The organism is Rhizobium sp. 01N447_2, assembly GCF_056399245.1.
In genome coordinates, this window is record NZ_JBFTQY010000018.1 from 187,648 (window position 1) to 210,135 (window position 22,488).

The 22,488-nt window shown below is 61.4% G+C and carries 20 protein-coding genes and 1 pseudogene; 8 read left to right on the top strand and 13 right to left on the bottom strand.

Annotated features, from left to right (window positions below):
* The first annotated feature begins 333 nt into the window (after nucleotides 1-333).
* Nucleotides 334-2,235 carry a potassium transporter Kup gene (locus AC1ECN_RS15715; RefSeq protein ID WP_477953483.1) on the top strand — a complete coding sequence of 634 codons (1,902 nt, stop codon included), beginning with the start codon at nucleotides 334-336 and terminating at the stop codon, nucleotides 2,233-2,235.
* Between the two features lie 92 nt (nucleotides 2,236-2,327).
* Here the strand turns inward: AC1ECN_RS15715 and AC1ECN_RS15720 are convergent, their stop codons facing one another.
* Entirely contained in the window at nucleotides 2,328-3,911 is a 1,584-nt protein-coding gene (locus AC1ECN_RS15720; protein ID WP_018074404.1) for a Na+/H+ antiporter, read from the bottom strand.
* 336 nt (nucleotides 3,912-4,247) lie between these two features.
* Between AC1ECN_RS15720 and AC1ECN_RS15725 the strand changes: the two genes are divergently transcribed.
* Nucleotides 4,248-5,024, top strand: coding sequence for a dioxygenase family protein (locus AC1ECN_RS15725; RefSeq protein WP_130672783.1), 777 nt, complete (start codon nucleotides 4,248-4,250; stop codon nucleotides 5,022-5,024).
* Between the two features lie 104 nt (nucleotides 5,025-5,128).
* Here AC1ECN_RS15725 and AC1ECN_RS15730 read toward each other — a convergent pair whose 3' ends face one another.
* From AC1ECN_RS15730 to AC1ECN_RS15740, 3 genes are all read right to left on the bottom strand, one after another.
* Nucleotides 5,129-5,905 carry a molybdopterin-binding protein gene (locus tag AC1ECN_RS15730; protein WP_130672784.1) on the bottom strand — a complete coding sequence of 259 codons (777 nt, stop codon included), beginning with the start codon at nucleotides 5,903-5,905 and terminating at the stop codon, nucleotides 5,129-5,131.
* Nucleotides 5,902-6,744, bottom strand: a complete 843-nt coding sequence (locus AC1ECN_RS15735) for a cytochrome b/b6 domain-containing protein (RefSeq protein ID WP_130672785.1) — start codon at nucleotides 6,742-6,744, stop codon at nucleotides 5,902-5,904. Before AC1ECN_RS15735 ends, AC1ECN_RS15730 begins: the two co-directional genes overlap by 4 nt.
* Before the next feature lie 85 nt (nucleotides 6,745-6,829).
* On the bottom strand, nucleotides 6,830-7,099 hold the full coding sequence (locus AC1ECN_RS15740; RefSeq protein ID WP_018485766.1) for a pentapeptide MXKDX repeat protein: 270 nt from the start codon (nucleotides 7,097-7,099) through the stop codon (nucleotides 6,830-6,832).
* A 234-nt stretch (nucleotides 7,100-7,333) separates the two neighbouring features.
* Between AC1ECN_RS15740 and AC1ECN_RS15745 the strand changes: the two genes are divergently transcribed.
* The 3 genes from AC1ECN_RS15745 (at nucleotide 7,334) to AC1ECN_RS15755 (ending at nucleotide 8,988) form a co-directional block, all read left to right on the top strand.
* Nucleotides 7,334-7,882 carry a sigma-70 family RNA polymerase sigma factor gene (locus tag AC1ECN_RS15745; RefSeq protein WP_130664777.1) on the top strand — a complete coding sequence of 183 codons (549 nt, stop codon included), beginning with the start codon at nucleotides 7,334-7,336 and terminating at the stop codon, nucleotides 7,880-7,882.
* The gene (locus tag AC1ECN_RS15750) at nucleotides 7,879-8,523 is read left to right on the top strand and encodes an NrsF family protein (RefSeq protein ID WP_130672786.1); all 645 of its coding nucleotides are present in this window, start codon (nucleotides 7,879-7,881) and stop codon (nucleotides 8,521-8,523) included. Before AC1ECN_RS15745 ends, AC1ECN_RS15750 begins: the two co-directional genes overlap by 4 nt.
* A 183-nt stretch (nucleotides 8,524-8,706) precedes the next feature.
* The gene (locus tag AC1ECN_RS15755) at nucleotides 8,707-8,988 is read left to right on the top strand and encodes a hypothetical protein (RefSeq protein ID WP_024322441.1); all 282 of its coding nucleotides are present in this window, start codon (nucleotides 8,707-8,709) and stop codon (nucleotides 8,986-8,988) included.
* Nucleotides 8,989-9,054: 66 nt separating this feature from the next.
* On the opposite strand, the gene AC1ECN_RS15760 is transcribed toward AC1ECN_RS15755, so the two are convergent.
* From AC1ECN_RS15760 to AC1ECN_RS15790, 7 genes are all read right to left on the bottom strand, one after another.
* Nucleotides 9,055-10,548 (bottom strand): right-handed parallel beta-helix repeat-containing protein, encoded by a 1,494-nt coding sequence (locus AC1ECN_RS15760; protein WP_477953485.1) that lies wholly within the window; start codon nucleotides 10,546-10,548, stop codon nucleotides 9,055-9,057.
* Nucleotides 10,549-11,015: 467 nt separating this feature from the next.
* Nucleotides 11,016-12,506: a right-handed parallel beta-helix repeat-containing protein gene (locus AC1ECN_RS15765; protein ID WP_130672787.1), complete on the bottom strand. Its 1,491-nt coding sequence runs from the start codon at nucleotides 12,504-12,506 to the stop codon at nucleotides 11,016-11,018.
* Nucleotides 12,507-13,033: 527 nt separating this feature from the next.
* Complete coding sequence (locus tag AC1ECN_RS15770) at nucleotides 13,034-14,005, bottom strand: DMT family transporter (protein ID WP_130672788.1); 972 nt, start codon at nucleotides 14,003-14,005, stop codon at nucleotides 13,034-13,036.
* A gap of 138 nt (nucleotides 14,006-14,143) precedes the next feature.
* A complete protein-coding gene (locus AC1ECN_RS15775) occupies nucleotides 14,144-15,364 on the bottom strand; it encodes an ABC transporter permease (protein ID WP_130672789.1) in 1,221 nt (406 codons plus the stop codon).
* A 4-nt stretch (nucleotides 15,365-15,368) separates the two neighbouring features.
* Nucleotides 15,369-16,508 (bottom strand): ABC transporter permease, encoded by a 1,140-nt coding sequence (locus AC1ECN_RS15780; RefSeq protein WP_130672790.1) that lies wholly within the window; start codon nucleotides 16,506-16,508, stop codon nucleotides 15,369-15,371.
* The gene (locus tag AC1ECN_RS15785; RefSeq protein WP_130672791.1) at nucleotides 16,505-17,209 is read right to left on the bottom strand and encodes an ABC transporter ATP-binding protein; all 705 of its coding nucleotides are present in this window, start codon (nucleotides 17,207-17,209) and stop codon (nucleotides 16,505-16,507) included. The genes AC1ECN_RS15780 and AC1ECN_RS15785 overlap by 4 nt, the downstream gene beginning before the upstream one ends.
* The gene (locus AC1ECN_RS15790) at nucleotides 17,206-18,345 is read right to left on the bottom strand and encodes an efflux RND transporter periplasmic adaptor subunit (RefSeq protein WP_477953489.1); all 1,140 of its coding nucleotides are present in this window, start codon (nucleotides 18,343-18,345) and stop codon (nucleotides 17,206-17,208) included. Before AC1ECN_RS15790 ends, AC1ECN_RS15785 begins: the two co-directional genes overlap by 4 nt.
* A gap of 292 nt (nucleotides 18,346-18,637) precedes the next feature.
* Here AC1ECN_RS15790 and AC1ECN_RS15795 point away from each other — a divergent pair, with 292 nt between their 5' ends.
* A complete protein-coding gene (locus AC1ECN_RS15795; protein ID WP_245484725.1) occupies nucleotides 18,638-19,306 on the top strand; it encodes a DUF4260 domain-containing protein in 669 nt (222 codons plus the stop codon).
* Nucleotides 19,307-19,336: 30 nt separating this feature from the next.
* On the opposite strand, the pseudogene AC1ECN_RS15800 reads toward AC1ECN_RS15795, so the two are convergent.
* Nucleotides 19,337-20,388 (bottom strand): annotated as a pseudogene (locus tag AC1ECN_RS15800) (helix-turn-helix domain-containing protein).
* 266 nt (nucleotides 20,389-20,654) lie between these two features.
* Nucleotides 20,655-21,635: an SDR family oxidoreductase gene (locus AC1ECN_RS15805; RefSeq protein ID WP_130672793.1), complete on the bottom strand. Its 981-nt coding sequence runs from the start codon at nucleotides 21,633-21,635 to the stop codon at nucleotides 20,655-20,657.
* A 266-nt stretch (nucleotides 21,636-21,901) separates the two neighbouring features.
* Here AC1ECN_RS15805 and AC1ECN_RS15810 point away from each other — a divergent pair, with 266 nt between their 5' ends.
* Nucleotides 21,902-22,078, top strand: coding sequence for a hypothetical protein (locus tag AC1ECN_RS15810; protein ID WP_204347794.1), 177 nt, complete (start codon nucleotides 21,902-21,904; stop codon nucleotides 22,076-22,078).
* Between the two features lie 8 nt (nucleotides 22,079-22,086).
* Complete coding sequence (locus tag AC1ECN_RS15815; RefSeq protein ID WP_130672794.1) at nucleotides 22,087-22,461, top strand: VOC family protein; 375 nt, start codon at nucleotides 22,087-22,089, stop codon at nucleotides 22,459-22,461.
* The last annotated feature ends 27 nt before the right edge of the window (nucleotides 22,462-22,488 follow it).

The following is a 22,488-nucleotide window of genomic DNA, read 5'->3' on the forward strand; positions in this document are numbered from 1 at the left end:
GCCGATGAGGCCGGAGACCATTTGTTGACACACGTGCCGCCGACCGTGCGGCGTTTCGAGTGTCAGGAATATGACCTTGCGCCGCTCTATGGGAGCAGCGTGCAATAGAAGCTCGAAAGGTTCAGGACACAGGTCATGCATCCTTATTACCATGCAACAGCGCAATCACAAGGGGATGTGAATTGACGACGTCGAACGGATCACATGGCCACCCTCCCCATCCCGCATCCGCCTCCGCCCCATATAAAAAATTCGCACCCGCATCAATTTGCTTGCCGTTCTGCAATGCGGCATATGTTTGTGTTCATAGGCAAATGGCATGAGCGGGGAACTATGACGTCGACGCATATGGATAAGACGGGGGATGGCGTCGGTCGGAAGGGCTTTGTCGGATTGGTCATCGGCGCGATCGGCGTCGTCTATGGCGATATCGGCACCAGCCCGCTCTATGCCTTCCGCGAGGCGCTGAGGCCCTTTGCCGCCGATGGCATACACGAACCCGAGGTCATCGGTCTCATTTCGCTGATGGTCTGGACGCTGACCATCATCGTGACCTTCAAATATGTGCTCTTCCTTCTCAGGGCGGACAATGACGGCGAAGGCGGCGCGCTGTCGCTCCTCGCCCTCCTGATGAAGAAGATGGGGCGAAACGTGCCGGTGCTCTTCTTCGCCGGCMTGATCGGCGCCGCCCTCTTCATCGGCGATGCGATGATCACGCCTGCCTTGTCGGTCATGTCGGCGCTCGAAGGCCTGAAATTGATCACGCCCGCCTTTGCCGAATATGTCCCGCTTGCGTCGGCGGCGATCATGATCGTTCTCTTTGCCGTCCAGTCGAGGGGAACGGCCGCCGTTTCCAAGCTTTTCGGGCCGATCACGGTGTTGTGGTTTCTGGCCATGGCGGCGGGCGGCCTGATCCATATCGGCGACGACTGGAGGATCCTGGCCGCACTCAATCCCGCCAACGCATTCCTATTCCTCACCCATGCCGGCAGCGTCGGCCTCATCGTGCTCGGCGCCGTTTTTCTGACGGTGACAGGTGCTGAGGCGCTCTATGCCGATCTCGGGCATTTCGGACGCCGCCCGATCCAGATGGCGTGGTTCGTGCTCGTCTTTCCCGCATTGTTGCTGAACTACCTCGGGCAAGGCTCGCTGGTTCTCGCCCATCCCGAAACGGCCGGAAACCCGTTCTTTCTGATGTATCCCGACTGGGCCTTGCCGCCGATGGTTCTCCTGGCGACGATGGCAACGATCATCGCCAGCCAGGCGGTGATAACAGGCGCATTTTCGCTGTCCCGCTCGGCGGTTCACCTCGGCTTCCTGCCGAGGCTCAGGATCAAGTTCACGTCGGAGACCAACACCGGCCAGATCTATGTGCCGGCCGTCAATCTTCTCCTGCTGGTCGGCGTGCTGATGCTGATCTTTTCCTTCGGCGACTCCGAGTCGCTGGCAACGGCCTACGGCATCTCAGTGACGGGAACCATGGTCATCTCGACGATGCTGGTCTTCCAGTTCCTTCGGGTCGTCTGGGGTTACTCCCTCGTGCACGCCGCCGCCTGGCTGCTGCCGCTCTTTACCATCGAAGTCATGTTCCTGGCGGCCAATCTGCTGAAGATCTACGATGGCGGCTGGGTTCCGGTCGCCCTTGCGCTGGCGATCATGATCCTGATGTGGACATGGACCCGAGGCCAGGCCTATCTGAAGAGACTGCGGGCCAACAACGAGATCCCGCTCGATTCCTTCATCAGGTCGATCGAGCGAAAGTCGGACCATTCCCCCGTCACCGTTCCTGGAACGGCAGTCTTCCTGACCAGCGTTCCGGACCGGACGCCGAACGTGCTACTTCACAATCTCAAGCACAACCACGTGCTCCACGAACAGAACGTCATCCTGACCGTCTGGACGGAGGACGAACCTTATGTCCCCGATATCAGACGCATCAAGATCAGCCAGCTCTCGCCGCGTTTCGTGCGCCTCGATATCACCTTCGGCTTCATGGATGACCCCGACGTCACCAGGGCATTGGCTCTCTGCCGGGAGGGCGGCTTCAAGTTCGAGATCATGAGGACTTCCTTCTATCTCGGCCGCCGGAACCTCGTCAGGACGCCGAACACCGGGCTGCCCGCCTGGCAGGAGCGCATATTCATGGCGCTGGAAGGCTTGGCGATTGATCCTTCCGATTACTTCAACCTGCCATCCAACCGCGTCGTCGAACTCGGCGAACAGATCGCCATTTAGAGCAGGACGCCACCCGGCGACGGCGTCCGGACCGCGCTTGTTTCAGCCTCATATCGCAATGCGTTGAAGCCGAAGACGCGAGGCGCTGAACCTCACGCCTTCGCCGAGATCGCGCTCAGTTCCTCGAGATCGAGATCCCGTTCCAGCTCCAGCAGCGTCTCGTCGTCGATCTCGCCAGCGCGATGGAGGCGTATGAGTTCCCGACGCCCGATGGCAACCGCTTCGAGAATGACGTCGAAATGCGCATGGAGCACCGGCATGTATTGCTCGGTTTTCTCGGCGTAGTCGATGATCGACGTGGCGCGGCGCTGGTAACGCTCCAGCAATTGCGGGTGGATGAGTTTTCCCTCCGCGTCGTAGGCCAGGTTCTGGACGACCCCAACCTGTGCCTGCGCCATGGCGGCTTCGGCCTGGCTCATCGTCAGCCGCGCCCGTTCCGACTCCGGCTCCACCAGCCGCGCCCAGGCGATCACCCGCCCCAATGTCGTGCCCTGGATGAGCACGGTGCCGAGGATCACGGCGAAGGACGTGACGAGAATGAAGTCGCGGCCCGGGAATCCCTCGGGCAAGCTCAGTGCCAAAGCGAGCGTCACCACGCCGCGCACGCCCGCCCAGCTGAGAACCGCAGCGCCGCCGACGCCGAGCGGCCGGGCGCGCGCAAACCCCATGGCGGCACAGAACCTGACGACGAAATCGCAGGCGAAGACCCAGGCAAAACGCGCCAGAACGAGCGCGATGAGGATCGCCAGCATCGGCAGCCCCATCGTCGCGATAACGGTGGTAAAGCCCCCGCCGCGTTCGACGACATCGCGAAGCGACAGTCCGATCAGGATGAAGACCGCCGCCTCCATCAGGAAGATCATCACCGTCCAGAACGAGGTGCCGCGCATGCGCATCGCGGCGGATAGCACGGTGTGCTGGTGCCAACTCATGATCAGACCCGCGGTCACGGTGGCGATGACGCCGGAAACATGCAGTTGCTCTCCGGCGAGATAGGCAATCCAGCCGAGCAGCACCGAGGCTGCGATGATGAGATATTCGTCGCCGAGGAGCCGGACGAGCTTGAACCACGCCGTTCCCACGACGATGCCGACGACGGCGCCGCCGAGCGCCAGCACGAGGAAACTGCCGCCCGCCTCCGCCGCGCTGAAGGCGCCCGTTGCGGCAGCGGCAACGGCGAAACGGAAGAGCACCAGGCCGCTCGCATCGTTGAGGAGGCTCTCGCCTTCCAGCAGAATCTGAAGCCGCCGCGGCAGCCTGACGCGCTGCAGCACGGCACGCGCCGCAACCGCATCCGGCGGCGCAACGATCGCGCCAAGGGCTGCGCAAGCTGCCCAGGGAATCGATGGAAAGATCAGATGGGCGACGACGGCGACGACCGCGCAGGTGAAGAACACCGCGCCGACGGCAAGCGAGGCGATGCCGATCACATGCCGCCGCAACCGCGCCACAGCAATGGACCAGGCGCCGTCCATCAACAACGGCGGCAGGAAGATGACGAGCACCAGCTCCGGATCGACTGATATCGCCGGCAACCCCGGTACAAAGGCCAGCAAGGCGCCCCCAGTCAGCAGCGCGACGGACGGCGGCAGTCCGAGCCGGTGGGCGGCATAGTGCAGCGCGATGATCGCCAGAAACATCGCGATGACGAGCTCGAATAAGTGGGTTGGTTCCATGTGCCTCTGCCCCGGCTCAGCAACGAATTTCGGATACCTTCTGCATAATTCAAATCTGGAGTCGTTTCAAAGAATTGCACAACAATTCAAAGCGTTACCCTGCATTTTCGCGACGAATCCCAGTGGACGGCTTAGAGCAACCCGTCCGTGTGCTAGCATCGGCAGAATACGCTTTCTCGTCAATGCGCCGGACGGAATCGCCGCTTCGGGACCGCAGCCTACTGTCTCGGCAGACATCTGACGCCGATGATCGCGTTGCCATCGATCATTGCCTGGATTTAATTGGAGTTTCCTGCGCATCCTCCTTAAATCCTGCGTCTTCAGGAAAGGAAATAGATGAAAAGACGGACCCTTGTGCTTGGAGGTACGGCCATTGTCGCATCATTCGTGGCTGCGGCGGCAATCTGGCCACGGCGGCATATCACTGTTGCCGCCCGGACATTCGACTGGAGGGGAACCGATTTCGTAAACGGCGGCACAAAGTCGATCGCCTTGGAAAAGCTGCCCGAGCCGCTCTTCCGCAGCCGTCCGAACTGCGTCGTCACCGTCGCCCAGACCCTTGGCCCCTGTCATGTCAACAATGTCCCGGCCCGTCAGGACGTTTCGGAAGGAAAGGCCGGGCTGCCTTTGCGGTTGGCCATTAGGATCGTCCATGCCGCCGATTGCCGGCCGATCGAAAATGCCGATATCGAAATCTGGCATACCGATCACCGCGGCATCTATTCCGGCCGCGAGGCTGCGGAGATGTGTACCTTCGGCGATGTCGAGGCGATCAGCGGTCTTGCCTTCCGCGGCCGCCAGCTGACGGATGCCAAGGGGCAGGCAAGCTTCCTGACGGCCTATCCCGGATGGTACAAGGGCCGCACGCCGCATGTTCATTGCCGCATCCTTGTCGACGGCAAGGAGCTTCTCGTCAGCCAGATCTATTTCGACGATGCGCTGAGCGACATCATCTATGGCGAGCATCCTGATTATCTCGGGCGCCCTGCCCGCGATACGCGCAACGACGAAGACGGTATCATTCCAGAGGATGCGGCCGATCACATGTTCGATTTCGAAAAGCTCGATGGCGGCGTGCTGTCCGCCACCATCACGATCGGTCTCTCTGCCTGAGAGGGAGCAGCGGGATTTTCGCACCCTCGACCACGACGACCTCCGGCCGTGGAATCCGGCACGAGGAAAAGGTCAAGGTCGGCATGTCGGTCGGAGAACACTGCCTATATGCCCGCATACCACTCATAACCGCGATCCTCCCAGAAGCCGCCATTGCCGCCGTAAAGCTGGCCGAGATCGGCGACGGCTTCGATGCCGGTCAGGTACTTTGCCTGCTTGTAGCCGAGCTGGCGTTCGACTCGGAGCCGGAGCGGCGCACCATGGGCGACTTCGAGATCGCGGCCGTTCATGGTATGGGCAAGGATCGTCTGGGGGTGGAACGCATCGATCAGATCAATGCTCTCATAATACCAGCCGCTGCCGTCGAGCGTCTTTTCGTATTCGTCGGCGCAGTGGAAAACAATGTAGCGGGCTTCGGGTTTCAGACCGGCCGCTTGCAGCAGCGCTCCGAGCGGCACGCCAGTCCATTTGCCGATCGCGCTCCAGCCTTCGACGCAGTCATGCCTCGTGATCTGCGTGCGGGCCGGCAGGGCTTTCAGATCCGCCAGCGACAGCTGCATCGGCCTGTCGACCAACCCGCCGACCTCGAGCTTCCAGCTTGAAAACCGCTGGTTCATCCAGTCGATATAGCGGGCATTATCCGGCATGCTCGTGCCGTTGGCCCGGAAGGTCGGCGAGATATCGGCTTCCGTGAATTCGCGGGCGAGCGCGTCGTCGCCGAGCAGGAAGCGCTGCGTCTTCATGCTGAAGCCTTCGGCGATCTTCAGCACCGATTTCGTTCGATCGTTTTCGACGAGGGCATCGCAGCCGGCAAGCCCCAGCGCCGATGCCGTCATGGTCGCGCCGATCAGGAAGCGACGTCTGGTAATGATACGGCTCATGACTTTCCTCCCTGCCCGATGTCGTAATAACCGGTGACCATCGAGCGCAGATTGTTGAACACGCCCGAAACCAGCACCATCGCCACATGCACGGCGACGAAGGCGACGAGCGAGAAGGCGGTCAGGAAATGCAGCGTGCGGGCCGATTGCCGGCCGCCGAACAGATCGAGCAGCCAGGGCGCAACCGCGTTGAAGCCCGGCGACATGGTAAGCCCTGTCCCGATCATCAGCGGCAGCAGCACGAAGATCACGGCGACATAGGCGAGTTTCTGCAGCGTATTATAGTGGCGGGCCTCAGGCCCTTTGGGAAAGCGCAGCCGGGCATGATTGACGATCTCATGGCCGAGATGCGAAGGCTTCAGCTCTTCGGCCGCCGGCAGCAGATCGCGGCGGAAATGCCGGCTGACAAAACCATAAGCGAGATAGATGAAGCCGTTGATGACGAACAGCCAGGCAAAGAAGAAATGCCAGCGCCGGCCCGATGCCAGATCCTGGTAGCTCGGCAAGGTCAGCCAGTTTGGAAAACCGCGCACCGCAGCCTCGCCGTCGACATTCGAAACCCCGAGAACGCCCGTCGTGTCAAAGCTCAATCCGCCCAAGTGCATCACGCCCTTCAGCGAATCGCCTTCCTGCTCCGCCTCCATGGAAATGAAGGACGGATCGTCGTCGGCGCCATACTGGCCCCAATAGAGCGCCGGATGGGCGTTGAATATCTGCAGGCCGCTATACAGCAGCACCGTCATGCACAGCACGTTCACCCAGTGCGACAGGCGCACCAGTAGGCCATGGCGGTAGAAGAGCGTGCGTCCGCTCGCCATGCCGGCATCGGTCGTGGCCATTGTAGTTCCTCCGGATCGGCGTGAAAGGTCTTCGCGAGAAAAGACGCGGCCGCCGACGATAAAGTTTCAGCGGCCGCGGCTAAACTTACTTCATCGCGTCGCAGGCCTTCATCATCGTGTCCTTCTTCATCGTGTCCTTCTCCATGCCGGCATTGTGCATGCAGTCGGCTTTGGTGCTGCCGGTCGCCATTGCGTCCTTCGACATTGCATCCTTGGACATGGCGTCCTTCGACATCGTGTCGGTCTTCATGCTGTCTTTCTTCATGGCATCGCTGCTCTGGGCGCTGGCGGCGCCGGCAAGCGACAGGCCGATGACGAAGGTGCAGGCGGCAAGGCTGGAAAGGATCTTGGTCATGAGGGTCTCCTCGGATCGATTGACATGTCCGCCGGCACCCGCCGACGGCTCACAGTCCTGAATTCGATCCCCTTGCGAAGACGGTTACAGCCTCACGCTTATGTGATAGCGCTACAGCGCCGCGCGTCTTTTCGAGACGCGCAAAGGACGCTGTACACTTTGAATTGCCGCCGGAAGATTTTTGAACCCGCCTGTAACCAAAGCGTCATCCACCCGAATGATATTGCAGACGACATGACGAGCACCCATTCGGAACAAGCACTGAAGATGCTGATGCTTCTTTCCCTCGACGGGGACGAGGCTGCCTATCGGCGTCTGCTCGTGACGTTGCGAACCCTGCTCGTCGGTTATTACGGCGGGCGGATCGGCGCGACGGCGAAATCCGACACGGAAGATCTCGTGCAGGAGACGTTGCTGGCGCTGCATTCGCGCCGGGCGACCTATGACAGGGAGCGGCCGTTCACTGCGTGGTTCTTCTCGATTGCCCGATACAAGCTGATCGACCACCACCGAAAGCATGGCAGCCGGTACAAGGCGGAAATAGAACTGGACGAGGAGATCGAAGACGACTTCAGGGAGGATGCGATTGCAGCGCGCATGGATGTCGAACGGCTGTTGAACGGCCTGCCGCAGCACCAGCAGGAGTTGATCCGGCAGGTCAAGCTCGAGGGGCAGTCGGTTGCCGATACGGCAAGCCGCACCGGACAGTCGGAATCGGCGGTCAAGGTCGGCGTTCACAGGGGCATCAAGGCGCTGGCGGCAAGATTGCGAGGTGGAATGTGAGAGAGACTGAGGACGTGATCGACAGCCTTGTCCGGGATCTGAAGCCGGTGCCGAGACGTGCGCTCGAACGCCGCTTCGCGCTCGCCATCCTGCCTGCTCTGGCAGTCTCGCTGCTGCTGATGATTATCGTCGTCGGCCTTCGCACCGATATGGCGCAGGCTCTAATGCTGCCGGTCTTCTGGATCAAGTCCGCCTACAATGCCCTGCTCGCAATCGCCGCCTTCGCAGCCGTTTACCGCCTGTCCCGGCCGGATGGCTCGGAAGGCCGCTTTTTCGGAATTGCCGCGGCCATCATACTCGCTCTCGCGGTCATGGCGGTCATCCAGCTCGCTTTGTCGCCGGCCGCAAGTTATCCCGTGCTGGTGCTCGGCTCCTCCGCCCTGCATTGCCCGCTGCTGATCTTTGCATTTGCCATGCCGATCCTGATTGCAAATACCTGGGTTCTCCGTGGCGGCGCGCCGAGCAACCTCGGCATCACAGGCTTCATCGCCGGCATTGCCGCCGGCGCATCCGGCGCCTGGGTCTATTCCTGGTTTTGCACCGAAAACGGCCTGCCCTTCGTCACCCTCTGGTATTCGCTCGGCATCCTCTTGACCGGTGCAATCGGCGCCCTCCTCGGGCCCCGCCTCCTGCGCTGGTAGCACCGGCTGTCGGATTGCAGTGCCGATTGTCCCGCAATGCCGAGCTCGGTCGAAGACGCGCAGCAATGCGACGCTAATCCTTCATCCGACATGAAACCAGATGCAGCATTCCTGCGTACTACTCAGGGGATGGGTCTTGCGTACCCCCTGAATGGGAAAACACAGGCAGCGAGGAATGACGGCATGGTCAGGAAAGAAGGCGTAGCCCATATCACCCGGCAAGCCGCGGAACAGGGGCTGGCCAGGCTGATGATGAGGCTGCCTGCGACGCGGGCGACGATCAGAACAGCCGCGGCGAGCCAGCCCCATTTTTACGAATTATGCGGCGCCTACGGCGAAGCCTGCGCCGTCCTCGATCGCATGCGCCGGGATAGATCGGCCGATTCCGCAATCATCACCGAATACGAGATCATCTGCGCGGAAATCGAAGTCGACGTCATCAGGATCCTGCTCGGCGATCAATGAGACTTCGCAAGTGCTGGGCGGACTGCCGCCGCGATGATGCAACGCCAATTGCTGCCGGCATCCCTATCAGCTCAGCAAGTCATTCACATGGATGGAGACGCTCAAAGTATCCGTGTCGAAATGCAGCGAAGTCCCATCGGAGATCTTGTAGTGGAAGGTGTCGCTCACGTCTCCGCTGAGCCCGGCGAGCTTCGCCGCATCGGCCGTATAGGTGTAATCGCCGTCACTGTCGACATGGATGGTGCCGTATTTGCCGGTCAGCGTCACGCCGTCCTTGTCGACGAATTCGCCCTCGAAGCGGCGAAGCAGCACGGTTCCGTTGGCCGAGCTGTCGTTTTCGAGGAGATTGCCATAATGGGCGGCGTCCAGATCGGAGGCGATTTTCAGGCTGTCATGGGTTGCGACAAGCGCAGGCGCCGTGTCCGTGTGCGTCACATCGCCGACCGCGAGACTATCGCTGCTCGCAAGCATCGTCGCCTGGGCCTCGTCGAGCGTCGTGTTGTTGCTGACGGGAAAGGTGTTCGCGGCGATGATGGCGGGGGAGATGCTGTAGGGCGTGACATCGCTGGCGATGACATTGTCGTGGAAGGAGCCGGATGCCGGCCTGTCGACCTTCAGCGCCGCTGAGGACAGGTCATCGAAAACATTGCCGTAGATATTGATATCTTCGCGAACGTAACTGGTCGTGCCGGCGGCACTGATCGCCACGCCCCATACGCCGTCATGGATGTAATTGCCCGATATATCGTAGTCCCGCGTGTCGCCCGTGTCTCCGAGACCGATGGCATAGGACCAGCTGTAGCCGCCATAACCTGAAATATCGTTGTCGTGGATGGCGACGTTGGTGCCGGCTTGTGCGCCGATCCCGAAGCCGCCACCGACAATCGCGTTATCCTCGACCAGGGCATTTACGGGCCGAACGAGCGCGATGACCCCCTTCGGCGTAGCTGCGCCCGTCTGGTCGAGGTAGTTGCCGCTGATCAGGATATTGCTGCTGTCGTTCAWCTGRACGGCRTCTGCCGCAGTGCCGTGGGCGTTGGTGACGGTGTTGTTGAGAAAATTGACGCCGTTGACTTTTTCGATCCAGACGCCGTCGCCGTTCACGTCGTTGATCGTGCTGTTTTCGATGGTGATGTTCGAGCCGGTCCGGAAGGTGATCGAACCGGCTTTGCCTGCCAAGCCGGTATGATCGACCTCGACATTACGCACGGTCCAGTTCGAAACATAGCCGCCATAGATGGCCGCGCCGCCGGTATCCGATATCTTGATATTCTCGATGACGATGTTCGATGCATAAAGGCTGTGAATACCGTCGCCGGGGCTATGGATGACTGGCGCATCGCCGACACCGTAGCTGCCGATGGTGATCGGGGCACTCACTGTGCCGGAATATTTCAGGTCGAGCTGGTCGTTGAACACGCTTCCGGCGGCGAGCAGCACGCTGTCGCCCGGCTGCAGCTTCAAGTTTTCCACCGCCCAGAACGACGAAAACGGCGTGGCCTCGCTCGTTCCGCTGTTGCCATTGGAGCCTGTCGCTGGATTCACATAATAGATTGTCATATCGCCTTGTTCTCGAATTGCCGCGCAGCCGTCTGAATCGGCTGCGACGCGTGGATCGGATGCGGTCGGGGCTAAAGGCCGTGGCCTTCGATATTGCCTTCACGACGGTCGGCAGACCCTGTGGGCCTGCCTTGGTCTCGAGAACGCCTGGCGGAGGCGATATCCTGGAGATGACAACTTATACGAAAACAATCTACTAAAAAGCGACCGAAAGGTGAATGAACGGTAATCGTCCCCTCGGCGACGTATGGTCGCAGGAGGTGTAGATGTCCTGTTTCAGGTCAGTCGCAAGCCGGAAAGGTTGAGGCCGTATTGCAGCCCCTTACCCTCACCCGGCGGGCAGCCGGATGAGGGGCGCCGCGGAGCCATTTGGTGGCAAGAGCAACGCTTCCCCGGGGAGTGGAAGCGACGCCTCCCCGGGGGAGTCACGCCTCCCCCGGCGTAGCGCCGCTCCCGGCACCCTCACCTCAGCTCAGCAAGCCATCCAGGTGGATCAAGACGGTCAGCGTATCCCCGTCGCTATGATGCGAGGTTCCATCGTTGACCCCGTAACTGAAGGACTCGCTCACGTGTCCGCTATGGTCGGTGGGGAGCTTCGTTTCATCGAGCGTGTAGGCATAGTTGCCTTCTCTGTCCACGTGGATGTCACCGTATTCCCCGGTCAGCGTAAGGCCGTGCTTGCCGACAGTTTCATCCCCGAAGCGGCGAAGCACCAGGGTGTCATTGTCCGAGCTGTCGTTTTCGAGAAGATTGCCATGATGGGCAGCACCCGTATCGCTGAGGATCTTCAAATTGTCATGGACAGCGACAACTGCCGGATCCGCCGCCGCCTCCGTTGCTGCGGCAGTCTTGGCAACCGGGCTCGCCAGCGCCGTCTCGACATTGGCAACCGTATGGTTGTTGCTGACGGAGAAGGTGTGGGCGTCGACGATGGAAGGCGATATGCTGGTGGCCGTGACGCCGCTCTCGATGGTATTGTTGGAAAAGGAGCCGGATGCCGGCCTGTCGACCTTCAACGCCGCCTGTGAGAGGTCGTCGAAGACATTGTCGTGGACCTTGATATTCGTGCGGTCGTAGCTCGGGCTGCCGGCAGCGGAGATGACCACGCCCCAGGCGCCGTCATGGATGTGGTTGCCCGCGATATCGTAGTCTCTCGTATCGCCCGTGTCGCCGAGACCGACGGCAAAGGACCAGCTGTAGCCGTGAAAACCCGATATGTCGTTGTCGCGGATGGCAACATTCTTGCCGGCCTGCGCGCTGATGCCAAAGCTGCCGCCGGTGAGCGTATTGTCCTCGACCACGGCATTCACCGGCCTGACGAGGGCGATGACGCCCTTCGGACTATCGGCATGTGTCTGGTCGAGATGATTGCCGCGGATCAGAATGTTGCTGCTGTCGTTCATCTGCACGGCATCGGCCGTCGCGCCATGGGCGTTGGTGACGGTATTGTTGAGAAGCTTGATGCCGGTGACCTTTTCGATCCAGAAGCCGTCGCCTCTGACGTCCGATATCTTGCTGTCTTCGATCGTGACGTTCTTGCTGCTCCGGAAGGTGACGGCGCCTGCGTTTTCCGACAATCCCGTCTTGGCGATCTCGACGTCGCGGACCGTCCAGTTCGTGACACTGCCGCCATAGATGCCCGCACCTGCTGTATTCGATATCTTCAGGTTCTCGATGACGATGTTCGAGGCATAGAGACTGTGGATGCCGTCGCCGCTGCTGTGGATGACGGGCGCAGCCCCCGTCCCGTAACTGCCGATCTTGATCGGCGCACTCTCGCTGCCGGAATATTTGATATCGAACTGCTCGTTGAACACGCTCCCCTTGGCAAGAAGCACGCTGTCGCCGGGTTTCAGTTTCAAGGATTCCACTTTGGACAAAGTCGCAAAAGCCGAGTTCTGGCCCGTTCCACCGTTGCGGTCGGAGCCAGTTGCTGAGTTCACATAGTAGATTGTCATATCGCCATGTTGCCCTATTCGTCGGATCGCTAATGTCGCCGCCGGGATCGCCCAGAATCGGCCGATCGGATGCGGCGGGGGGCAACCGGCCACGGCAAGAAGGCGATAAGATGTTGTCAATGGGGCAGCGGGCGGGTTCGCGAGCCTCATTCCACAGGCAATTGCCTGGTGTGACGAAAGTTACAACTTGGGCCGAGAAATCGGCGACTTCGAGGTGAATAAATCGCGGCGTGTTTGCGCGAGGCGCACGTCGCCTTCGGTCTGTACGCCATGTGATTCTTGCCTTCGCTTGCGCTCAAGGCGTGAGGAGCGCTAGCGACGAACGCCTTGAGCGTAAGCGAAAGGCGCACTCCAAGGTGAAACCCTACCCCCTCGCCCTGAAAGCCGAGGTCAGCGGCAACCATGTCGCAGCGATGGGGAGACCTCAGGCCCTACAGCGCCGCGCGTCTTTTCAGACGCGCAAAGGACGCTGTAGCACTTTGAATTGCTGCATAATTTTATCCTTAAATCGATTCCGATTTAAGGAATTATGCAGTAGCCGCTTCGGCCTTGATTTTCGGCTTCAGCAGGATGATGAGAAGCAAGCCGGCGATGATGAGTGCCGCGCCTTCGAGGTGATAGCGTTGCAACTGCTCGCCGAGGATCAGATAGGCGAGCACGGCGATGAAGATGGTCTGAGTGTAGAGGAGGACACCGGCCCGAGCCGCTCCCAGGGCCTCGATACTACGATTGAAGAGGTAGTACATGACCGCCCCGCCGGGGATCGCGACATAGGCGAGCGCGATGAGCCCGCTGCCGTTGAGCGTCGAGCGCTCGTCTGAGAATAGCTCGAACAGGTAGAAGGGCAGCGCCGTCAGCACCGCCGCGCCGAGCAGCAGCACCAGGAGCGCAAGGCGATTCATATCGAATTTCGCGCGGCGGAGCAGGACGGTATAGAGGCTGAAACAGAACGCGCCAGCGACGATCCACAGTTCACCCGGGTTGAAGTCGAGCCGCATCAGCGCGGCCGGACTGCCCTTGATGATGATGACCACGATCCCGAGAAAGGCCAAGATCGATCCGATCACCTGCCAGCGTCCCATCGGCTCGGCTAGCATCAAACGGGCAAGGATCATGGTGATGATCGGGATCAGGGCGATGATGATGCCGGCAGTGGTGGCATCGGCATGTTCGAGACCGACGAAAATCATGCCCTGGCAGATCGCCAGTCCCACACCGCCAATCGCAAGCAGTTCGAGGGCGCGAGCCCGCACCAGCGCGACCATGTCGCCGAAATGCCGGCGCACGATCGGCATCAGGATCGCGAAGGCGATCAGCACGCGCCAGAAACAGAGCGCCCAGGGCGGCATCTCCGAAGAAACCCATTTCGCGGCGATATAGACGCCTGCCGACAGCAGCCAGCAGAGAACACCCACGGAATAGGCGGCGGCAAGCGAATTGCCTGCCGCCTGTTCCGTCCCGACCGTGTCGCGATGGACCGCCAAGACATTCATTGCCATGGCTCAGTTATGCCACAGTTTCCGTGGGCTGCACAGATGAGGCGGCGGCGCTCCGACTGTAGCGGATGTCTCCTTCGGGCCGATCAGGACGGTCGCCGCGATGATGTGACCCSCCCGGAAGGTTTAGACAACCAGCCTCTATCCCCTCGCCCGCAAAGCCGAAGTCAACGGCAGCCGTGTCGCCGCCAGCGCGGGCAACGCCCCGCCGATGATGCCGATTGCAAGCCCCAGCAGCCCGGCGGTGAGCGCGACATCGGTGGTGACGTCGAGTTGGAAGGCCATCTTGGAATTGTTGGCGCCCATCGTGCTGGCCTGCCAGCCGTTGAAGGCGAGCCGGGAGGCGAGGATGCCGAGGGCGGCGCCTGATATCGAGAGAGCCACGGCCTCGACCCAGGTCGCAGCAAAGGCCGGCAGGCGGCCGAAGCCAAGCAGGCGCAGCGTTGAGATTTCGACGGTGCGGTCGGAGACCGAGCTCATCATAGTATTCAAAGCGCCAGCGGTGGCGCCGACCGCCATCAGCAGCGCCAGCGGCCAGCCGAACAGGTGGATGAGGCTGCTGGTGCGCTCGGATTGCGCCGCATAGAGCTCGGCCTCGGAGACGGCGGTGAGAGGTGCGCCGGGAAGGGCCGAAAGATGCTCGCGCAGCGCCGCCAGTCCGCTTGCGCCTTCAAGCCGCACGTGCAGGCTCTGCACCTGTCCCTGCCGGTCGAAGGCGGATTGCACCGCCTCCAGATCCGCCCAGATCTCGGATTCGAAGGCGCTGCCGCCTGACGTGAAATGCCCTGTCACCGTCCAGTCCATCGCGCCGAGCCGTACTTTGTCGCCGACGGCGAAGCCGGAGGATTCATCGGCGATGCGGCCGCCGACGACGATTTCGCGCGCACATGGCGAAAACAGCCGCCCTTGGGAGAGCGTGGCGCGGTCGCGCAAGCCGGGGCCGGCCAGATCCATGCCCCGCAGCGACAGCGTCTGCTCAACGCCGTCGCTGGCCCTGACGACATCGACGGGAACGACGATCTCGCGCGACAGCGCCAGTTCGCCCGCGGGCGCCAAGCCGCCCGCGGCATTCCGCGCCACGCCGATCTCACCGGTCGTGGCGGTCAGGCTGCGGATTGCCTCCGCCGGCACATCCGAGCCGGTCTCCTGGTTGGTGCCGCCGCCGAGAATGACGGCGATGCCAGGCGAACCCGTGCCTTGAAGCGCCGCCTCGAAGCCCCTGGCCATGGCGAGAAAACCCGCAAGCACCGCCACCACCAGGGCCACCGACAACACCATCGACAGCGAGATCCACACCCGCCGCGGCAGGCTGCCGAGATTGACTCTGATCATGAGAAAGATCTGCTTGAGCGCTGATGACATTGGACTATCTCGATCTGAAGGCGTTGACGATGGGCAGGCGCATGGCATTGGCGGCAGGCAGCAGCCCGGTCGCGAGCCCGAGGCCGGCGATGATGGCGACGGATTTCAGCAGCACGGACGAGGTGAAGGCGAGGCCGAATTCCGGCCCAGTCAAGACCGTCGCGAGCTTGGCTAGCACAAGCCCGCCCGCGCCGCCGGCGGCGAAGATGAACAGCGTCTCGCCGAGGATCAGTGCCATGATGCGCTCGCTGGAAAAGCCGAGCACCTTCATGACGCCGATTTCGAAGCTGCGTTCCCTCACCGCAAAGAGCATGGTGTTGACCGCGATCATCAGGATGGTCACGAAGGCCACGCCGACGACGAGGCTGACGATTAGCCCGATATCAGCGAACTGCCGCAGGAAAGCCTCGAGGAACTGCTTTTCCGATTGAGTGCGCGTCGGTGCCGCCGAATTGGCAAACAGCGCGTCGATCCTTGCCGCCAGCACGCCGGATGAAACGCCCGGTCGCGGTCGCACCACGAAGCCATCGACTGTATCCTTGCCGCGGGCGCGCGCCGCATTGACGGCATCATAGCGGGCGATCATGAAATAGGTGTCGGTGCTGGCGTCGGCCCCTTCGAAGATGCCGGCGATCTCAAAACTCCAGTTGCGGCTACCGTCTTCCCTTGTCAGGTGGCTGGTGACCCCGATGTGCTGGCCGACCGACCAGCCCTGCGCCTCCGCCAGCGCCCGACCGATCAGCACCCGGTCACGGCCCTCTTCCAGCACTGATATCAGCTGCGGCGTCAGCCCGAGCTCGTCGCCATTGGCCGCGGCGATCAATCGTGGATCGACCGCGCTCGTCATCACGACATTCTTCTCGACATCGACGAAGCCCCGCATGCGCGTCATGTAGGCGACGGCGGCGACATCGCTATCGGCGGCGATCCTATTGAGATAGGCAAGCGGCAGCGGCTGCGCCCGCCCCGATCTGTTGAAGACGCCGAGCAGCGTATCGCTCGCCCCGGCTGCCCCTTGCGAGCCGCTGAGGAAGCTCGCCGTCAGCCCATAGATCAGGAAGGCGACACCGACCGAGAACATCAGAAGCGTGGCCCTGAGCGGCTTGCGCCAGGCATTGCGGCGCATCAGCTGGAAGAAGGTCATTGGGCCAACCTTTCCTGCTCGACGAATTCGCCCTTGTTGAGATGCAGCGTGCGCCGGGCAAAGGAAGCCGCCTCGGGATCATGCGTCACCATAATGATGGTCTTCCGCAGTTCTTGATTAAGAAAGCCGAGCATCTCCAGGATATCGTTTGCAGACCTCCGGTCGAGATCGCCGGTCGGTTCGTCGCAGAGCAAGAGATCCGGATCGCTGACGATTGCGCGTGCAATGCCGACGCGCTGCTGCTGCCCGCCGGACATGCTGGATGGAAACTGCCGCTGCCGCCCGGAGAGCCCGACCAGATCCATGACGGTCTCGACGCGCGCCCGCCGCTCCTTCCGCTTGAGCGGCTTCAACAGCAGCGGCAGCTCGATATTCTCGCCCGCATTCAGCATCGGCAGCAGATTGTAGAACTGGAAGATAATGCCCATGCTGTGTGCCCGCCAGGCGGCTCTGGCGCCTTCCCCCATCTGCTCGATATGGCTGCGGCCGATCCTGATCTCACCTCCGTCGGGGCTGTCGATGCCGCCGAGCATGTTGAGCAGTGTCGATTTCCCCGAGCCTGACGGGCCCATGACGGCGACGAAATCGCCGCGTCCTATGGAAAGGTCGAGTCCGGAAAAGATCGGAATCGTCTCCGCGCCGATCTTGAATGCCTTCCTGACGCCGCGAAGCGCGATATAGGGTTCTTGAGTGTCGGTCATCGCTCTACTCCTTGCTGATTGTCTGTGCTATCCCCGGCCTCACCCACCACAAGGCGGATGCGCGCGGCCATGGCGGGGCGCATGTCTGACGGCGGTGAGGAAAGTGACAGGCGAAGCGTCACCGTCCCCTTCTCCCGCGAAATCATCGGCGCGATCTTCGATACTTCGACCGCAAAGGGCCGGTCGGGAAAGCCGTCGAGCACCGCCTCGCCACGCAAGCCTGGCCGCATCAACGCGATATTCGCCTCGGCCACATCGGCATCGATGACCATCTTTGCCATGTCGGCAATCGCAAGCAGGCTTTCATTCTCCCGCACGCTGTCCTCGCGCGACAGTACGGTGTCGCCGGCATGCGCGGTAAGCCGCGTAACGGTGCCTGATATTGGCGCCCGGACGGTCAGCGCCTCCACCTGCTCGCGCGCCCTGTCGATATCGAGATCGGCCTTGGCCACGTCCTGCCGTGCCTGCAGGGCGGTATTTTCGGCAGTGTCGAACGCCGTCTTCGCCTCCTCCAGCGTCTGCGCCGACATCGCATCGCGCCCGGCCAGCCGCTCTGTGCGCGTGAGGGAAGACCGCGCCTGCGCCAATTCAATAGTCTTCGCCGTCAGCGCCAGCTCCGCCGATTGCCGGGCGATCTCGGCACCTTGAAGCGCAAAGCGGGCGCYGGCATCATCGAGCCGCACCAGCACCTGGCCCGCTACGACCCTGTCGCCCGCATCGACTTCGACGGCAACGATCCGGCCCTCATATTTGGAGAAGACGGTCGCTATTTCGGGTGCCACGACGTAGCCGGAGCCGGTGACTTCCCGGGGCGGCAATGCCCTGTCCGCTGGATTATTGGAAGGCAGAGCCCGGATCGGATCGGCGGCGGACACGTCGGTTCCATCGACGGATATTGCGGCGCCGTCCTTGCCTATGAAACCCGCAAGCACAGTCTCGATGCGCTCCAGCGTATCGGGCCGATAGAAAAGAACCACCGCCAGCGATGCCGTCGCGGCAAGGGCCAGCATTGCTCCGGGGATCACACGCCGCCGGACACTGGGCTCCGGCGGCTCTGTCTTGAAGGGCGCAGGCTCGATCGAAAGTGATCTCAGCTTGGCGGCAAGGTCTCGATCATGTTCTGCTGTCGTGTTCATGCCGCCAGAATGACCAACGGCAGCAAAACCGCGACCTCGAACGCGTTTCTGACAGTCCTCGATCGCGATTGTGTACGTGATGGCGGCAATTGTCGGAGGCTGAGGCTTGCTCGCTTCTTCTCCGGGAGTCCGTGGGACGGGTCGAGCCTCCCCGTCGGTGGCCCGAGGGTCGGATGAGCGAGCCACACGGCAAGCCCTTCATTGCCCTTCGCTTACGCTCCGAGCATTCGCAGTTCCACTGCTCACCCCTTCATTCGCCTGCCAGCTCTTCTCCCCGCCGGAGAAGATATGTGTGGCAGCGACCTCTCATCCATCCCCGGCGCAGGGCCGGCACGGCACGTCGTTCATAATTGCGGAATTGTACGGCAATGACCATCCAGACGAATGGGATTTTGGCATTCGAAAACGTCAGTACCTACGAGCCAAAGATACAAATATGTATGGCGCTTATTCATCGATCGCGAATTTGGCGCCCGCAATGTTCATGCTAGGAAATCCCGCATCAGGTCGCCAGCAGCGCGGCGACAATTGTCATGAAGGAACAGGACCGATGAACCAGGCAGCGAACATCATTTCTCCTTCCGCAGGATCAGTGACCGGCGGCGTCCGTGAGGTGCTGCGGCTCGAGGCTTTCGCGATCATGGCGGCCGCGACAACGGCCTATTTCGTCTCCGGCGGCAACCCCTGGCTCTATGCCATTCTGTTCTTCACGCCGGATCTCAGCTTCGCGGCCTATGCTCTCAATGCCCGGCTGGGAGCGATCGTCTACAATATGGTTCACAGCTACATCTCGGCCATACTGCTCGCCGGCGCGAGCTGGCTGCTGGGCATCGACCTGCTCTGGCAGGTCGCCCTCATTCTGGCGGCTCATGCCGGCTTTGACCGAAGCCTGGGTTATGGATTGAAATACGCATCCGCCTTCAGCCACACCCATCTGGGCGTTATAGGCAAGCGAACCTGACGAGGACCAAAGCCCCGTCGGGCCTGCTCCTCACCGCTCTGCCTTCTTCTCCCGCCAGGCAACCGGCGTCATATCCGTCACGCGGCGAAACTCGCGGTTAAAGTTGGATTTGGTCTGGAAGCCGACCTCGAACATCACCTCGGTCACCGATTTCTGGGTCACTGCAAGCAGCCGGCAGGCCTCGCCGATCCTGTAGTCATTGACATATTGCGAGACGTTCTTGTCCATCGCCCGGTTGATCGCCGTGGAGATCTGGCGGGCGGGAATGCCGGCCTTGCGGGCCAGCCGGTCGAGATTGAGATTGGCGTCGCGATAGAGTTTCCTCGCGTCCATCAATGCATCGACCATGGCGATCGTCTCCTTATCCTCCGTCGTTTCGGGCTTCAGCGCCGCCTCCGCCGTCTCGGCGGGCGCCCGGCTTCGGCTGGCGGCGGCTGCCGCGATGCCGAGGATGACGAGGACGGCGAGGTTGCTCAGGCTGATCAGCGTCAGCGCATGCTCGCCATGCGCCCAAGTGAAGTCGAGAAACACGAAGATATCGACCGAGGCCGACAGGCATAGCGCCGCCGCCGCGAAGATGATTGCCCGATAGGCCGGCACCGCTCCCTCGAAGGGCGCAAGCCGAAGCGCATCCGCGCCCGGCCGCATCAGAAGCAGGATCGCCAGGGCATAACCGACGAAAACAAGCACCAGCGCGAGATCGATCACATCCCGCCAGACCACCATCAACAAGAGGATGACGGCGGCGGGCACGGCATGCAGCGTAATCCGCGCCGCGAGCGACCGCCGGCTCGTCTTCACCAGACTGGAAACCCCGGCATAGGCAAGCGGCGGCACCATCGCCGCGGTGACCGGCGCGATCACGCTCACCGCCTGCACCCCGTAGCCCCAACGCAGGCCGGAGAGGACGGATTGCAGCACGGCAAGCAGGATCAGTGCCAGAAACGACCGGTTGGGCTGCGCCTCCTCGTCGCGCCTGAGAACGGTGACGAAGAGGATGAGCAGCAGAAGAGCAACGACGAAGGGAAGCGGAATGAACAGCATGGCCTGCAGGATCGGAGTGGCAAACAGATGGCCATCATTGCCGAGATCCTCCGCCGGCGCGACCTTCATCATGTTTTAGGACGTGTTTTAGGCTGGGATTTTTTGTGAACTGCATACCGTGATACCCTCGCCCGGCCCTTCGGGTCGCYGGCCACAAGTCTCAACCCGCCGTTCAGGTGGGTATGGTTGTTTTCCAGCCAACCCGACAGGCTGTCGAGATCGGCGACATCGCAAGTCCGGGTGATCAGCGCGGGCACGACCGTCTGCGCCGTGTCTTTCGGAAAGTTGCTCTACGAGGACCGGCCTAGCCGAGAGCGCTTTGCGCAGCGCAAATCCGATCGACCAAAGCATCAAGATCGTCCCTTGGCGGGCGGTTCTTGGCCAGGCGCTGCTTGAGATGCATGATCGGCTCCGCCAGAATTTCATCAAGGCTCTCGGCGCAGGTGAACTCGCCCACCACGCTTTTGACTTTTGAATTGTCAAAGATCGCCGACCATGCCTTGTCGCCGAGCAACGGACCAACCCATTCCGGATTGTACTTGATCAAGGTGTCCGTCGGTACGTGGACGATCCTGGCCTCGACGCCTAACAATCTGGCGATCGTCTTTTGAATATCATTCCAGATATGAGCGCGGTCGGAGGTGATGTGGAAAATCTCGTTCAACGCCGCCGGCTTGCCGAAAAGCCCGACAAACGGCACCGCGAAATCAACCGAGCGGGTCAGTGTCCAGGGCGTGTGGCCATCGCCCGCCACGATGGTGGGCTCGCCATCCAGCATGCGTCTCGCCATGACATCGCTGTCGCCCATCATGATCGGCAGGCCGGTGCGAACAGTGTGACTGGGACGGACGATGGTCCAGGCGAGATTCTCGGAGTTCTTGAGCAGCGTCTCGCAGGCAATCTTGTCCTGGCTATAGCGCCAGTAGGGGTTGATCGCCGGTGTCTGCTCGGTAATCACGTAGTGGCGCGGCGGCTTTTCATAAGCCGAGGCCGAAGAGATGAAGATGTATTGGCCGCAGTGCCCGGAAAACACATCGATGTCACGCGCGATCTGATCGGGTGTAAAGGCAATGAACTGACACACGACGTCGTACTTGGCCTCGGCCAAGTCTGCATAGGCGGGCGCCGCGAGATCGCCGACGATCGAAGTAACCCCCGCAGGCAATGGGTCGCCTCTCAAACCGCGGTTATAGACGTTGACATCGTGGCCCTGAACCACGGCGCGCTCGACGCATGGATATGAAATCTGGCCGGTACCGCCAACGAAAAGGATTTTCAAAGCCATGTGAAGGACCTCGGTGTCGGATGTAGCGGGGATATGCGGTCAGCCTTCATAGCGCGAAAGAAATCGGTCGTCTCCTGCAAAACACGTGCACCGGCTCACGTCGTTTGGGTCGACCTGCCCCGTAAACCAACGTGGTGGCATTCCGCATAAACCAATCGGACGACGTGAGGTTCGGCCGCAACCAGCCATTGCCGATACCGCAAAGATCTCTATCTCAAGCCAATAATGCCCCTTCTGTTTGAGATCAGCACAAGATGGAGGCTTTCTTGAAGGATTATCTACCCTATGCAGCCGGGGTGCTGGCAGGATTATTGGTCGCCTTCCTCATATCTGGCCTGTTGGCGCTGACGGAGACACCGCAGCTCATGCTTTTCGCATTGCTGCCGGCCATCGGTGGCGCTCTCGTTGAACGCGTTTGCCGTCGCCGGCCCAACAATTCTTGAAGGGTTCCATGGCAAGGCTGAAAGAAATCGTCATTGATTGCGACATTCCCTCGCGTGTCGCCCGGTTCTGGGCGGAGGCGCTCGATGGCTACGACATGATGCCATATGACGACGAAGAACTGGCCCGCCTTGCCGCTCTCGGATTGACACCCGAGACTGACCCGACAGTGATGGTCGAAGGTCCCGGAACCCGCCTTTGCTTTCACCTTCGCCAGGGGGAACGTCCCGCCCGCAACCGACTTCATCTCGATATTGCCGCCCCCGATCGGGCCAGGGAGGTAGAACGGCTTTTATCCCTCGGAGCGACCTTCGTCCGGGAAGCGGATGGCTACACGGTCTTGAATGATCCCGAAGGCAACAATTTCTGCGTGACGTCCGAATAATCCGATCCGGGCCGAAAGCCGCGCTGC

What these genes read in the sequence shown, in the direction of transcription:
- AC1ECN_RS15720 (WP_018074404.1), bottom strand. Translation starts at nt 3,911, where the DNA reads ATGGAACCAACCCACTTATTCGAGCTCGTCATCGCGATGTTTCTGGCG.
- AC1ECN_RS15725 (WP_130672783.1), top strand. Translation starts at nt 4,248, where the DNA reads ATGAAAAGACGGACCCTTGTGCTTGGAGGTACGGCCATTGTCGCATCA.
- AC1ECN_RS15730 (WP_130672784.1), bottom strand. Translation starts at nt 5,905, where the DNA reads ATGAGCCGTATCATTACCAGACGTCGCTTCCTGATCGGCGCGACCATG.
- AC1ECN_RS15735 (WP_130672785.1), bottom strand. Translation starts at nt 6,744, where the DNA reads ATGGCCACGACCGATGCCGGCATGGCGAGCGGACGCACGCTCTTCTAC.
- AC1ECN_RS15740 (WP_018485766.1), bottom strand. Translation starts at nt 7,099, where the DNA reads ATGACCAAGATCCTTTCCAGCCTTGCCGCCTGCACCTTCGTCATCGGC.
- AC1ECN_RS15745 (WP_130664777.1), top strand. Translation starts at nt 7,334, where the DNA reads ATGACGAGCACCCATTCGGAACAAGCACTGAAGATGCTGATGCTTCTT.
- AC1ECN_RS15755 (WP_024322441.1), top strand. Translation starts at nt 8,707, where the DNA reads ATGGTCAGGAAAGAAGGCGTAGCCCATATCACCCGGCAAGCCGCGGAA.
- AC1ECN_RS15765 (WP_130672787.1), bottom strand. Translation starts at nt 12,506, where the DNA reads ATGACAATCTACTATGTGAACTCAGCAACTGGCTCCGACCGCAACGGT.
- AC1ECN_RS15770 (WP_130672788.1), bottom strand. Translation starts at nt 14,005, where the DNA reads ATGGCAATGAATGTCTTGGCGGTCCATCGCGACACGGTCGGGACGGAA.
- AC1ECN_RS15775 (WP_130672789.1), bottom strand. Translation starts at nt 15,364, where the DNA reads ATGTCATCAGCGCTCAAGCAGATCTTTCTCATGATCAGAGTCAATCTC.
- AC1ECN_RS15780 (WP_130672790.1), bottom strand. Translation starts at nt 16,508, where the DNA reads ATGACCTTCTTCCAGCTGATGCGCCGCAATGCCTGGCGCAAGCCGCTC.
- AC1ECN_RS15785 (WP_130672791.1), bottom strand. Translation starts at nt 17,209, where the DNA reads ATGACCGACACTCAAGAACCCTATATCGCGCTTCGCGGCGTCAGGAAG.
- AC1ECN_RS15805 (WP_130672793.1), bottom strand. Translation starts at nt 21,635, where the DNA reads ATGGCTTTGAAAATCCTTTTCGTTGGCGGTACCGGCCAGATTTCATAT.
- AC1ECN_RS15815 (WP_130672794.1), top strand. Translation starts at nt 22,087, where the DNA reads ATGGCAAGGCTGAAAGAAATCGTCATTGATTGCGACATTCCCTCGCGT.